This is a genomic window from Paracoccus aurantiacus, assembly GCF_007993065.1.
In the GTDB taxonomy this organism is placed as follows: Bacteria; Pseudomonadota; Alphaproteobacteria; order Rhodobacterales; family Rhodobacteraceae; genus Paracoccus; species Paracoccus aurantiacus.
Genome location: NZ_VOPL01000002.1, coordinates 48,828 through 62,040, shown reverse-complemented (window position 1 = coordinate 62,040; position 13,213 = coordinate 48,828). Strand labels below are relative to the sequence as shown.

At 63.9% G+C, this 13,213-nt stretch carries 12 protein-coding genes; 4 read left to right on the top strand and 8 right to left on the bottom strand.

Going from position 1 to position 13,213, the window contains the following annotated elements:
- Positions 1 to 33 precede the first annotated feature (33 nt).
- The 3 genes from FQV27_RS05740 to FQV27_RS05730 all read right to left on the bottom strand — a co-directional run bounded on the left by FQV27_RS05740 (position 34) and on the right by FQV27_RS05730 (position 5,238).
- On the bottom strand, positions 34 to 2,646 hold the full coding sequence (locus FQV27_RS05740; RefSeq protein ID WP_147096914.1) for a DNA translocase FtsK: 2,613 nt from the start codon (positions 2,644 to 2,646) through the stop codon (positions 34 to 36).
- A 13-nt stretch (positions 2,647 to 2,659) separates the two neighbouring features.
- Complete coding sequence (locus FQV27_RS05735; RefSeq protein WP_147096913.1) at positions 2,660 to 3,832, bottom strand: aminotransferase class I/II-fold pyridoxal phosphate-dependent enzyme; 1,173 nt, start codon at positions 3,830 to 3,832, stop codon at positions 2,660 to 2,662.
- Between the two features lie 77 nt (positions 3,833 to 3,909).
- Entirely contained in the window at positions 3,910 to 5,238 is a 1,329-nt protein-coding gene (locus FQV27_RS05730) for an amidase (RefSeq protein ID WP_147096912.1), read from the bottom strand.
- 119 nt (positions 5,239 to 5,357) lie between these two features.
- Here FQV27_RS05730 and FQV27_RS05725 point away from each other — a divergent pair, with 119 nt between their 5' ends.
- Positions 5,358 to 6,578 (top strand): UbiH/UbiF/VisC/COQ6 family ubiquinone biosynthesis hydroxylase, encoded by a 1,221-nt coding sequence (locus FQV27_RS05725; protein WP_147096911.1) that lies wholly within the window; start codon positions 5,358 to 5,360, stop codon positions 6,576 to 6,578.
- Here FQV27_RS05725 and FQV27_RS05720 read toward each other — a convergent pair.
- The 4 genes from FQV27_RS05720 to FQV27_RS05705 all read right to left on the bottom strand — a co-directional run bounded on the left by FQV27_RS05720 (position 6,575) and on the right by FQV27_RS05705 (position 9,185).
- Positions 6,575 to 6,787: a Trm112 family protein gene (locus FQV27_RS05720; protein WP_147096910.1), complete on the bottom strand. Its 213-nt coding sequence runs from the start codon at positions 6,785 to 6,787 to the stop codon at positions 6,575 to 6,577. The two genes, FQV27_RS05725 and FQV27_RS05720, sit on opposite strands and share 4 nt — an antisense overlap.
- Complete coding sequence (locus FQV27_RS05715) at positions 6,784 to 7,422, bottom strand: LON peptidase substrate-binding domain-containing protein (protein WP_147096909.1); 639 nt, start codon at positions 7,420 to 7,422, stop codon at positions 6,784 to 6,786. The genes FQV27_RS05720 and FQV27_RS05715 overlap by 4 nt, the downstream gene beginning before the upstream one ends.
- Positions 7,419 to 8,336 carry a thioredoxin family protein gene (locus FQV27_RS05710; RefSeq protein WP_147096908.1) on the bottom strand — a complete coding sequence of 306 codons (918 nt, stop codon included), beginning with the start codon at positions 8,334 to 8,336 and terminating at the stop codon, positions 7,419 to 7,421. The genes FQV27_RS05715 and FQV27_RS05710 overlap by 4 nt, the downstream gene beginning before the upstream one ends.
- Positions 8,337 to 8,399: 63 nt before the next feature.
- Entirely contained in the window at positions 8,400 to 9,185 is a 786-nt protein-coding gene (locus FQV27_RS05705) for an exodeoxyribonuclease III (protein WP_147096907.1), read from the bottom strand.
- 126 nt (positions 9,186 to 9,311) lie between these two features.
- Between FQV27_RS05705 and FQV27_RS05700 the strand changes: the two genes are divergently transcribed.
- Positions 9,312 to 10,628: an MFS transporter gene (locus FQV27_RS05700; protein WP_147096906.1), complete on the top strand. Its 1,317-nt coding sequence runs from the start codon at positions 9,312 to 9,314 to the stop codon at positions 10,626 to 10,628.
- A gap of 171 nt (positions 10,629 to 10,799) precedes the next feature.
- Here FQV27_RS05700 and FQV27_RS05695 read toward each other — a convergent pair whose 3' ends face one another.
- The gene (locus tag FQV27_RS05695; RefSeq protein WP_147096905.1) at positions 10,800 to 11,486 is read right to left on the bottom strand and encodes a response regulator transcription factor; all 687 of its coding nucleotides are present in this window, start codon (positions 11,484 to 11,486) and stop codon (positions 10,800 to 10,802) included.
- A 125-nt stretch (positions 11,487 to 11,611) separates the two neighbouring features.
- Here FQV27_RS05695 and ribA point away from each other — a divergent pair, with 125 nt between their 5' ends.
- Both ribA and FQV27_RS05685 read left to right on the top strand, forming a co-directional pair.
- Positions 11,612 to 12,670, top strand: coding sequence for a GTP cyclohydrolase II (gene ribA, locus FQV27_RS05690; RefSeq protein ID WP_147096904.1), 1,059 nt, complete (start codon positions 11,612 to 11,614; stop codon positions 12,668 to 12,670).
- Positions 12,671 to 12,717: 47 nt separating this feature from the next.
- Positions 12,718 to 13,212, top strand: a complete 495-nt coding sequence (locus tag FQV27_RS05685) for a L,D-transpeptidase family protein (protein WP_186827258.1) — start codon at positions 12,718 to 12,720, stop codon at positions 13,210 to 13,212.
- Position 13,213: the final 1 nt, after the last annotated feature.

The window sequence follows — 13,213 nt, the reverse complement described above, 5'->3', positions numbered from 1 at the left end:
TTGCTGCTGTGCCCCGGCGGACCGGGGCGCAGATCAAATCTCGGGAACCAGCACTTCGCGCTTGCCGACATGGTTGGCGCTGCTGACGACGCCCTGATCTTCCATCATCTCGACGATACGAGCGGCCTTGTTATAGCCGATGGCGAGCTTGCGCTGGATGTAGCTGGTCGAGCATTTGCGGTCCTTCGCCACGATCATCACCGCCTGATCGTAAAGCGCGTCATCACCGTCGGCCGAATTGCCAAGGCCCAGAACCGCGTCAATGTCGCCTGCAACCTCATCCTCTGGCCCGTCAACAACGCCGGATTTATAGGTCGGCGGCCCGAAGGATTTCAGATGGTTCACGACCTCCTCGACCTCTTCATCGCTGACAAAGGGCCCGTGAACGCGGGTGATCTTGGACCCGCCGGCCATATACAGCATGTCACCCTGCCCCAGCAGCTGTTCGGCGCCCTGTTCACCCAGAATGGTGCGGCTGTCGATCTTCGAGGTGACCTGGAAGCTGATCCGGGTCGGGAAGTTCGCCTTGATCGTGCCGGTGATGACATCGACCGAGGGGCGCTGCGTCGCCATGATCAGGTGGATGCCGGATGCGCGGGCCATCTGGGCCAGACGCTGGATGCAGGCCTCGATTTCCTTTCCCGCAACCATCATCAGGTCGGCCATCTCGTCCACGATGACGACGATATAGGGGAAGGTCTCGGGCTGGAATTCTTCGGTCTCGAAGATCGGCTCGCCCGTGTCTTCGTCGAAGCCGGTCTGGACGGTCCGCTTGAACATTTCGTCCTTCGACAGCGCCTCGCGGACGCGGCCGTTATAGCCTTCGATGTTGCGGACGCCCATCTTGGACATCTTGCGGTAACGCTCTTCCATCTCGGCCACGACCCATTTCAGCGCGACAACGGCCTTCTTGGGGTCGGTCACGACCGGGGACAGCAGATGCGGAATGCCGTCATAAACCGACAGTTCCAGCATCTTCGGGTCGATCATGATCAGGCGGCATTCGTCAGGCGTCAGCTTGTACAGAAGCGACAGGATCATGGTGTTGATGGCGACCGATTTACCGGACCCCGTGGTCCCCGCGATCAGCAAATGCGGCATCTTCGCAAGATTGGACACAACCGGGCCGCCGCCGATGTCTTTCCCAAGCGCCAAGGGCAGCGGATAGGACGCGTCGCCATAGGACTTGGCCGACAGGATCTCGCGCAGCAGCACCTTTTCACGGCGCGCGTTCGGCAGTTCGATCCCGATCACCGTACGGCCCGGCACGGTCGAAACACGCGCGGACAGTGCAGACATGGAACGGGCAATGTCATCCGATAGCCCGATCACACGTGATGCCTTCAGGCCCGGCGCGGGTTCGAGTTCGTACAGCGTGACCACCGGGCCGGGATGAACGGCGGTGATCTGGCCCTTGACGCCATAATCGTCCAGCACAGCTTCCAGCATCCGGGCGTTCTCGGCCAAAGCCTCGTCCGAAAGGGTATGACGCTCGATGGTGCTGGGCGCAGTCAGCAGCGACAGCGGCGGGCATTCGAAATCGCTGGCGCTTTCATCGAACCGAAGCGACGGCTGCGCCTCGGACTGGGCCTTGCGGGACGGCTGGTCAGTGCGTTTCGCCGGGATCACGACGCGGGCGGTTGCCGCACCGAAGGGGTGCGGATCGGCGGGCTCTATCGCGTCGTCCGCCTCCTCCGGGTCCTCAAGCGCGACGTCCTGACGATTGGCATTCAACCGCTGAGTGACGGAGCTGAGCAGATTGCTGCCCCGCTTCGAAATCGCGTCGGTGATCCGTGCCGACACCTCGTCAGATGACGGCGCGGTCGCGTCATGTGCTTCGGGCTCGACAAGTTCGGACTCCTCGTCCCAATCCTCGCCCTTGCGGCGGCGGAACAGGGTTCGCGACGCCTCGCCACGCAATTCGGCATTGGTTTCGGCCTTCGCCTTGCGCTCTGCCGCGCGGGCCTTCATGCCCTGCGCCGCGCCGACGGCACCTGTCGCGCCGCGGCCCATCAACCCGAACAGCGCCGCATAGGCGGTGACAAGTCCAACCGCCAGCCAGCGGATCAGGCGGCGTGCTTCTGCCAGATCGAACCCGAGAACGAAGCCATAGAATGCAATCGCGCCGGCCGCCATCAGCAGCGCACCAAGCTTCAGCGATGCTGCCGCACCGAAAGGCAGCAGCGTCATCAGGCCGCCCATCATCATGTCGCCGAAATGCCCGCCCATGCCAAAGCTTTCCTGCCAGTCGGCTGGCGGCACCAGGGCCGCGCAATAGACCGAGCCGAGTGCGACGGCGATGGGCAGGAACACCGCGCGCATCACGCGGTCCTCGCCCCGGTGCAGCATCAGGCGCAGCCCCCAGACGAAGGCGCCAAGCGCAAGGCCCCATGCGCCATAGCCCGCAATCATCATCAGAGGTGCTGCAATATATGCCCCGAAGCGGCCCAGCATGTTCACCGGCGGCTGATCGGTCGCGGCCAGAAAGCTGGGATCGTCAGGCGACCAGCTATACAGGATCAGCGCCAGCACGACTGCCAGCAAGACAAGCCCCGCCCCGACCAGTTCCTTGCCACGCCGTTCCAGCGCAGCCTGCGTGTTCTGGTCGAAAAGCGGATCGCGTTGTTTCGCCTGCCAGCTCGCCATGCCCCTGTCCCTTCTAGTATATGACCTGCTTCAGACGGTTCAGCGCCTGTTCGGTTTCGTCTTCACTCGCCACAAGAGCGACGCGGATATATCCCTTGCCGGGATTTTCGCCGTCCACATCGCGCGACAGATACGCGCCGGGCAGGACCTGTATCCCCGCCTCGCGCCACAGTGTCTTCGCCGCGTCTTCGCCGTCCTTCACCGGAAGCCACAGGAAAAACCCGCCCTCCGGTCCACGATAACCGGGCACATTGCCCAGCACGCGGTCAGCCACCGCATATTTGCGCTGATAAAGCGCCAGGCTGTCGCGCACGTGATCCTCATCCGCCCATGCGGCCGCGCTGACCGCCTGCGCAGGCAGCGACAATGGTGCGCCGGAATAGCTGCGCAAGCGACGCATCTGGGCGATCGCCCCCCTGCTGCCCGCCGCAAACCCCGACCGCAGGCCGGGAAGGTTCGACCGTTTGGACAGCGAGTTGAAGATTACGACGCGATCCGCCAGCCCCATCCGTGTCGCGACCGCGAGCGCACCCGGCGGCGGCGCATCGCGCCAGATCTCGGAATAGCATTCGTCGGCAAAGACCAGGAAATCGTGCCGCTCCGCCAGCGCGATCAGCCGTTCAAGGTAATCCTCATCTGCGATCGCACCCTGCGGGTTCGCGGGCGAGCAGATATAGGCGATGGCGACCCGATCAAGAAGCGCGGGGTCAAGCGCGGTATAGTCCGGCAAGTGACCGCTTTCGGCGGTCGCGGACACAAATATCGCCTCGGCCCCCACGGCGGCGGCGGCGACGGCATAGACCTGATAAAACGGGTTCGGCACAAGGATCGCGGGGCGCTGACCGTTCTTTTCTTCCGGGCAAAGCGCAAGCGCGGCGTTGAAAAGACCCTCTCGCGTGCCGTTCAGCGCCATGATGCGATCCGGCGCAACCTCTATACCATAGCGTCGCGAAATCCATCCCGACACCGCGTCAAGCAAAGGCGCAGAGCCCTCGTTCGGCGGATATTTTCCAAATTGCGAGATATTCTCGGCCATGATCGGGGCCACGAAGCCGGGCAACTGATGGCGGGGCTCTCCGATGGTCATGACAACAGGTTCGCCGCCGGGCTCAATACCCGACAGCAACGCGCGCAGGCGCGGAAATGCGTATTCCGGCAGGTTCGAAAACCGCTCGGGTGTTGCCATGACTGCCTCTCGTTCAGGGTCGTTTCGCCCCGTTATTCCCAGAGGTTACAGAATGCGAAGCGTCCAGTCCAGTGAGCTTAGTCGGAAAGCGCAACCTCCATGGCGCGGGCGACACGCAGAAGACGCAGATCGTCGCCCGCCGCACCCATCGCCATGATCCCGCAGGCCGGTCGCGCCGTCGGAAGACTGATCGCGGGCAGACCCAGAAGATTGCCGATGCGGGTATTGCGCAACGTCAGCAGGTTCTCGGTCGCGAAATATTCGCCATCCTTCAGCAGCGCCTCGCGATCCGGGGGCAGGTTCGGTGCGGTCGGCAGGATGACCGCGTCAAAGCCCGATACCGCATCGGCCCAGATCGCACGCAGCCGGTCGAGCGTGATCCAGCCCGCGACATATTCCGGCGCGGATACATCGCGCCCCGCGCGAAAGCGCGACAGAATAGGCGGATACATTGCTTCGGGCGCGTCTTCGATATGGGCTGACCAAGTGCCATAGGCTTCGGGCGCGAACAGCGTGGTTGAAAGCGAAAGCGCTTCGGCCACGCAATCGGGCGCGGCCCGCGCGATCTGCACGCCTGCCTTGCCAAGCTGCTCCACCGCTTCTTCGAAGGCGGTGACGGGGGCTTCGCGCGCGTCCTGAAAGGGCGCGCCATCAAGCACCAGAAGCCGCAGACGGCCCGGCTCTGCATCCGCCAGATCGGGCGCGCGCCCGCCGGTGATCGCGGCGAAAAGCTGGGCACAATCTTCGACACTACGGGCCAGCGGGCCGGCGACATCGAAACGTGCGCAAAGCGGCAGCACGCCGCGCATCGGCACCGCGCCGGGCGTCGGCTTGAAGCCGACAAGCCCGTTCCACGCCGAAGGAAGACGGATAGAGCCGCCGGTATCGGAACCAATGCTGGCCGCTGCCAGCCCGAGCGCCACCGAAACAGCAGAACCGGAACTGGACCCGCCCGGCGCAAGGGCGGGATCAAGCGCGTTCGGCGGGGTGGCGGTCATCGGGTTCACGCCAAGCCCGCTGAAGGCAAGTTCCGTCATATGCGTCTTGCCAAGGCAGCCCAGCCCGGCGCGTTCCGCGTTCACCAGCACCGCTGCGTCAGTGTCCGGCGTCCGGCCCTTCAACAGCGCGGACCCGCCTTCGGTTGCGACACCGGCGCTGTCGATATTGTCTTTCCAGCTGATCGCCACCCCGTCCAGCAGCCCGCGCCTGAGCCCGCTTTTGGCACGGTCATGCGCAGCAATCGCTTCTGAGCGCGCGCGCTCGGGCGTGAGCCGGGCAAAGATCAGATCCCGGTCGGGATGCCGTTCGACGGCATCGAGATAAGCGTCGGTCAGATCCACCGGAGAGACGAGACCGGCCATGATCCCGCGCCCCTGCTCGCATGCCGTCGCCGTCAGCCAGTCCATCCGCCAAACCCTCAGTTATCGACCTGTTTTCACCCGGCAAACGCTAATCCGAGCGTTGCGCGGCGTCCACCACTTTTGCTGCATGGACGCCGCGGGCGGGTCGGCATAGACTTTGCGCCATGAATGACGATTTTGATGTGGTGATCGCGGGCGGCGGCCTGAATGGGCCGGTACTCGGGTTGGCGCTGGCGGATGCCGGAATGCGTGTTGCAGTGGTCGATGCAGCCCCGGCCCGCGCCCGTGCCAGCGATGATTTCGACGGGCGCGCCTATGCTTTGGCGCTGGCGTCCGTGCGCCTGCTGAAAGCCATTGGGATCTGGGACGGCTTGGCCGATACCGCGCAGCCGATCCGCAAGGTTGTGGCAGAGCAGGCCCGCAGCGGCCAGACCGGGCATTTCGGCCTGTTCTTCGACAGCGCCGAGATCGAAGAGGGCGTTCTGGGACAGATGCTGGAGGACCGCTTCCTGTATCGCGCGCTGATCGGCGCGATGCAGGACCGGCTGGACCACATCCCGGAAACACAAGTTGTCGGTCAGACCGCCGATGCCGGGGGCATCACCGTCGCACTGTCCGATGGCCGAAGCCTGCGGGCGAAGCTGCTGGTGGGTGCGGACGGGCGCAAATCCGGTGTCGCCTCTCGGGCGGGGATCGGCCGATCTGGCTGGGATTACGGGCAAACGGCGCTTGTCGCGGCACTGAAAACCGACGTCCCACATGGCGGCACCGCGTATCAGGTGTTTCTGCCGACGGGCCCGCTCGCGGTGCTGCCTTTGCGCGGCAATCACGCATCCATCGTGTGGTCCCTGACACGTCGCCAGGCGCGCGCGATAGACGCCCTTGATGACCCCGGCTTTCTGGAGGTGTTGCAGCCGCATATCGCAGCAATCACGGGTGCGGTCACGCTTGCCGGGCCACGATTTTCCTATCCGCTGGGACTGACGCTGGCCAACGACTATATCGCCGAGCGTGTGGCCCTGATCGGTGATGCCGCGCATGGCGTCCATCCGATTGCGGGACAGGGGTTGAACCTTGGGCTGCGCGACGTGGCGGCGCTGGCGGAATGTCTGGTCGATGCCAGGCGGCAGGGTCAGGATATCGGTTTTGCAACCGCGTTGGAGCGCTATCAGGGCTGGCGGCGCTTCGATTCGACGGCGCTGGCGCTTGGCATGGACAGCGTCAATACGCTATTTTCAAACGATAATCCGCTTCTTCGCGCAGCCCGAGGGCTTGGGATGGGCGCTGTGAACGCGGTGCCGGCCCTGCGCCGCCGCTTCATGCGGCAGGCGGCGGGACTGACCATGCAGCCGATGCCGCGTCTGCTGACGGGACAGCGGCTTTAGTCGGCCTTGATCTGGCGCGCCTCGTCGATCAGCATGATCGGAATGCCGGCGCGGATCGGAAAGGCCAGACCCGCCGCTTTCGAGATCAGCTCCTGACGGGCGGCGTCGTAATGCAGCGCGCTATGCGTCACCGGACATACCAGCGCTTCCAGCATGTGACGGTCGAATTCGGGCACCTTGCGCCCAGCCTCGGGTGTTTCGGTCGTCATTGCAGCACCTCGTCCTGTTCGCCACCGCGCAATTCGTATTCCAGCAGCCCTTCCAGCAATTCGCGACGCTCGGTCAGGGTCTCTGCCTCCAGCAGGGCCTGTTTATCCTGCAGATCAAGTGGCAGCGCCATGGCAAGCGAATTGACCAGCAGTTCCGCCTCTGCATCGTCGGCGGCATCCCAGTCGGTCGAAAGCTGGTGCGCATCCATATAGCGCCGTGTCAGGGCCATGAAGCTGTCGCGCTGCCAGCCCGGATCACTTTCTGACGGGCCATGATCGGCGTCAAAGCCCGACCAATCGGCAAAGCCCTGCGGATAGGGGGCAAAGCCCTGCTCGGCCGAACTCAGCCGGAAACGCGATACCTGCCCCAGCGAAATCAGGTAGCGCCCGTCATCCTGTTCGGAAAATCCCACGATCCGCCCAGCCGATCCGATATGCGCCAGCGTCTCACCCTCTTCATCAAGCGGCTGGATCATCCCGATCAGCCGGTGCGGTGTGCGCAGTGCATCGTCAACCATTTGCAGGTAGCACGGCTCGAATATGTTCAGCGGCAGCCGCGTGCGCGGCATCAGCACGGCGCCCGGCAGAACGAAAAGGGGCAGCGTTTCCGGCAAGTCGAAGCCGCGATGGCTCATGCGAAGATCATGCTGGACAGCCGGCGGCGCCCCTTCTGCGCAATCGGATCAGTCGGCTTGAGCGCGTCGAAGATGGTGAAAAGCTGAGCACGCGCCGCACCGTCATTCCACTCTCGGTCACGGCGGAACGATTCAAGCAACTGATCGACCGCCTCCTCGACCTGCCCGGCAGCGTGAAGCGCGGTCGCATAATCGAAACGAGCCTGGCTGTCGTCCGGATTTGCATCGACCTTGCTGCGCAGGTCGTCCAGGGGACCGGCATTTTCGGCCTGACGCGACAGTTGCAGCTGTGCACGCGCGGCCTCGACCGGGCCGGCGGACGCGATCGCGGGCGGAACCTTCTCAAGTGTTGCCGCCGCGTCATCGACGCGCCCACCCGCCAGAAGCGCACGGACCCAGCCACCCCAAGCTTCGGCATTTTCCGCTTCCTCGCCGGTAATCGCCTCGAACGTCTCGGCGGCATCGTCGAAAGCGCCTTCGCTCAGCATCGCCTCGGCGGCTTCAAGCGCCTCGGACAGACCGCCATCATCGCCCGAAAGCGCGGTCAGCTTGTCGATGAACTTCTTGATCTCGCTTGGCGAAAGCGCGCCCTGAAAGGCATCGACCGGCTGGCCCTTGTAGAAGGCAAAGACGGTCGGAATGGACTGCACGCGCAACTGCCCTGCAATCATCTGGTTCTCATCGACATTGACCTTGGCCATGACGACACGGCCCTTCGCCTTCGCGACCTCGGCCTCCAGCGCGGGGCCGAGCGTCTTGCAGGGACCGCACCACGGTGCCCAGAAATCGACGATGACGGGCACCTCCATCGACTTTTCGACCACATCGGCCATGAAAGTCGCCTCGGTCACGTCCTTGATGATTTCGCCAGTCGCAGGTGCCGCGGCACCGTTTCCAATCAGCATCTCAGCCATCTGAACCTCGGATTCGTGTTTGAGCCCAATATGGGGCGTCAGGCCCCGCGGTGAAAGGGGCGCTTACAGATCAAAGCTGGCAAGGACGGGGACGTGATCGGACGGCTGTTCCCACCCGCGCACGGGCCGAAGCACACGGCTGCCGTGACCGGCATTGGCGATGTCGGGCGTGGCCCAGATATGATCCAGCCTGCGACCCTTATCGGCTGCGTCCCAATCCTTTGCGCGATAGGACCACCAGCTGTAAAGGCGACCGTCAGGAATATCCTTGCGCGTGATGTCCACCCATTTGCCGGCGTCCTGCGCGGCAGCAAGATGCTCGACCTCGACCGGCGTGTGGCTGACGATTTTCAGAAGCTGCTTGTGCGACCAGACGTCATCTTCACGCGGAGCGATGTTCAGATCCCCCACCATGATAGAGCGCTGCGGGCCGTCATCATGGAAGGCGTCGCGCATTTCAGTCAGGAAATCAAGCTTCTGTCCGAATTTCACATTGACCTCGCGGTCAGGAATGTCGCCGCCTGCCGGAACGTAGAAATTGTGTATCGTCACCCCGTTTTCCAGCCGCGCCGCGACATGGCGCGCATGGCCAAGGCTGGCATAGTCGCGGTCGCCCGCATCCTGCAGCGGCAGACGCGACAGGATCGCCACACCGTTATAGCCCTTCTGCCCGCGCGCCACCATGTAGCGGTAGCCAAGCGCCGCGAACCCTTCCAGCGGCACCTTCTCGACCGGGGACTTGATTTCCTGCAGGCACAGGATATCCGGTGCCTCTTCGCGCAGAAGGCGTTCGACAAGCCCGGCGCGCAAACGGACCGAATTTATGTTCCAGGTGGCGATGGTGAACATGGACGACCTTTCTGTGGGAGGGCGGAGCCTAGCGACACATTCCCTAACTGTCGAGTGGAGCCAGAAAATCCTTTGACCCTGCAGACTTGACCGCTAAAAGGCGCCCATCACGGGCAGGAGGCAGCCATGCAGATGACCATTGACGAGGCGCTGAGCCGGGGCGGCGCGGGCCGTTTCCAGAAGCGGCTTCTCGGGATATTCGGCCTTGTCTGGGCCGCAGATGCAATGCAGGTCATCGCAGTGGGCTTTGCCGCGCCGTCGATCATGACGACGTTCGGGCTGGAACGCGCGGTGGCGCTTCAGGTCGGCACGCTGTTCTTTCTTGGCATGTTCGTCGGCGCGTTCGTCTTTGGCCGGATCGCCGACAGGTGGGGGCGGCGCAACGTGTTGCTGCTGACCGTCGCGGCCGACGCATTTTTCGGGCTTGCTTCGGTCTTTGCGCCCAGCTTCGAATTGCTGCTGATCCTGCGCTTCCTGACCGGCGTCGCGGTGGGCGGCACGCTGCCCGTCGATTACGCGATGATGGCGGAATTCCTGCCGCCGAAGAATCGCGGGCGCTGGCTCGTGATCCTTGAAGGCTTCTGGGCGGTCGGAACCATCGTTGTCGCGCTGACAGCGTGGATCGCTGCCTCTTACGCGGCAGAGGCACCCTGGCGCTGGATATTCCTTGTCGCGGCACTGCCCGCGCTGATCGGGATTTTCCTGCGGCTCTGGGTGCCGGAATCGCCGATGTATCTGCTGAAACAGGGCCAGCAGGACCGGGCGCGTTCGGTGGTGAACCGCGTGCTGACATCGAACGGCGTGATGCCCGTCAGCCCCGATACCGAGCTGATGCTGGCAACCCCGGCAGAAGGCGCGCCGACCTCGATCTTTCAGGACAGCCTGCTGAAACGCACACTTGGCATTCTGGCGGTCTGGTTTCTGGTTTCGCTGTCCTATTACGGGGTCTTCGTCTGGGTGCCGGGCTGGCTTGCAAGCGAGGGCATGGGCTGGGTGCGCGGCTATGGATTCCTTCTGATCCTCGCACTGGCACAGGTGCCAGGATACGCGCTTGCCGCTTACGGCGTCGAACGCTGGGGGCGCAGACCGACCCTTATGGGGTTCCTGATCCTGTCGGCCATCGCCTGCTTCCTGTTCACGCTGTCGCTGAACCCGACGCTCGTCGCCGTTTCGCTGATCGTCATGAGCTTTGCGCTGCTTGGCTGCTGGGGTGCGCTTTACGCCTTCACCCCAGAACTTTATCCGACCAACCTGCGCGGAACTGGCATGGGCACAGCCTCGGCGGTCGCACGGCTTGGCGGCATCTTCGCGCCGACCTTGCTGACCTTCGCCTTCGCCAAGGGCTTCGGCTTCGCCATCGGGGTTTTCGCGGCACTTCTGGTGCTGGCGGCCTTGGCACTGCTGCTGGTCAGGACGGAAACCCGCGACCGCGCCATCGGCTGAGCGGGCCGGACGGGCGGCTGCCGCACGGTTTCAGGGGTGCCGGAATGAAAAAGACCCCGGCTTCCGCCGGGGCCAGTCGAGACAGGGAGGGTGTGGTCGCATCCCCGACCACTGGGCTTCGGGACCATAACTCGTGTTCCCTGAACCAGTTCCCCCCAATTTGTCGGGCGCTCACGCCACCAGCCGATATCCGCCGCTTTCGGTCACCAGAAGGCGCGCATTCGAAGGATCGGGTTCGATTTTCTGGCGCAGACGATAGATATGCGTCTCCAGCGTGTGGGTGGTGACGCCGGCATTGTAGCCCCAGACCTCGTGCAGCAGCACGTCGCGGGCAACGACCCCATCCTGCGCGCGATACAGGAATTTGAGGATATTGGTTTCCTTCTCGGTCAGGCGGATCTTGCGGTCCTTCTCGTCCACCAGCATCTTCATCGCCGGCTTGAAGGTATACGGGCCAAGCTGGAAGATTGCGTCCTCGGACTGTTCATGCGTGCGAAGCTGGGCGCGCAGGCGGGCCAGCAGCACAGGAAATTTGAACGGCTTGGTAATGTAGTCATTCGCGCCGCTATCCAGTCCCAGGATCGTGTCGGCGTCGGTATCATGGCCGGTCAGCATCACGACCGGGCATTTCACGCCCTGCTTGCGCAGCCGTTTGCACAGCTCGCGGCCATCGGTATCCGGAAGGCCCACATCCAGCACAAGCAGATCGAAAATCTGCGATTTGCATTTCTCGACCGCCTCGGCGCCGGTTCCGGCTTCGAATACGTCGAAATCCTCGGTCGCGACCAGCTGCTCGGCCAGGGCCTCGCGCAGATCCTCTTCATCGTCCACCAGCAGAATTTTCTTCAAACCAGCCATGCTCGTGCCTCCTTTGGCGTCATTTGATGGGAAGCTGGCTTGCGCATGCGGCTGCGTCCAGCCATGTTGCGAAATCCTCACGCGGTCTTGTCGCTGAGGCGCGAAATGTTTCAGTTTGTTTCAGAATGAGCCTGCTGCCGACCCTTGAAGAACAGATTTTCCGCGCCCGGGCAGAGCTGCGGATGGGCCTTGCCGTGGCTGTGGACGGCTGGATCGCGGCGTCGGTCGAAACCCTGCGCCCCGACCGTCTGGCCGCGATGCGTGCGCTTGGTCCGGCGGTGCTGGCAATCACTGCGCGCCGCGCCGAAACACTGAAGGCGCGCGCCTATGATGGCGAACTGGCCCGGATCGAGATCCCCGCCGACGCCGATCTTGGCTGGATGCGCGCGGTCGCGGACCCTTCGGCCGACATGATGACACCGCTGAAGGGGCCATTCCAGACAGCGCGCGGCGGCGATAGTGCGCCACATCTGGCGGCGATCATGCTGGCGAAATCGGCGCGACTGCTGCCCGCGATGCTGATGGTCCGGGCACCTGCCCCTGACGGGATGCCAACCCTGCCGGCCCGCGCCGTGATCGACACCCTCGCCGCCGAGGCCGTGCTGCACCCCGTGGCCGCCGCCCGGCTGCCGCTGGAAGCGTCAGAGCAGTCGCGGCTGCATATTTTCCGTCCCGAAGATGGCGGGATCGAACATTATGCGGTGGAAATCGGCGATCCGTCCCGAGACACCGCGCCGCTGGTGCGCCTGCATTCGGCCTGCTTCACCGGCGATGTGCTGGGCAGCCTGAAATGCGATTGCGGCCCGCAACTTCACGCAGCTCTGTCAACGATGGGCGGCGCTGGCGAAGGCGTTCTGCTTTATCTCAATCAGGAAGGCCGCGGTATCGGGCTGGCCAACAAGATGCGCGCCTACGCTTTGCAAAATCAGGGTTTCGATACTGTCGAGGCCAATCACCGGCTCGGTTTCGAAGATGACGAGCGCGATTTCCGCATCGGGGCAGAGATGCTGCGCGAGATGGGCTTTTCCGCCGTGCGGCTGATGACGAACAACCCGCGCAAGGTCGCGATGCTTCAATCGCACGGGATTGACGTGGTCGAACGTGTTCCCCTCATCCTCCCTGCCAACCGGTTCAACCGTGATTATCTGGCGACCAAGGCCGAAAAGTCGGGGCATCTGCTGTGAAGCCCGCGATATGGCTGACGCCGCGCGGGCTTTGGTTCCACAAGCGCATGATCCCGTGCAGCATCGGGCGCGGCGGCGTCACGCGCGACAAGCGCGAAGGCGACGGATCGACGCCGGCAGGGCTGCTGCACGTTGCAGAATGCTGGTATCGGCCTGACCGGATGGCGCGTCCGGCGCCTTGGGCGCGCCCTGTCGGGCCTCAAGACCTGTGGTGTGACGAAAGCGGGCATCCGGCTTACAATCTGCACGTCCGCGCGCCACTTGCCGCCAGTCACGAACGCCTGCGTCGCGCCGATCCGCTTTACGACATTATCCTGACGACCGACTGGAACTGGCCCGATGCGGAACCGGGCAGGGGTTCGGCCATTTTTCTGCACCAGTGGCGCAGGCCCGGCGCGGTCACGGCTGGTTGCATCGCCATGGCCCGCCACGACCTTCGCTGGCTTGCCGCCCGTGCCGAGCCGGGCACACGGCTTTTCGTCCCGCCTTCGGTCCCCAAATTCCTGAACGCCCGCCGTGGCGCGCAGGCGTTCCGGGTCTGAC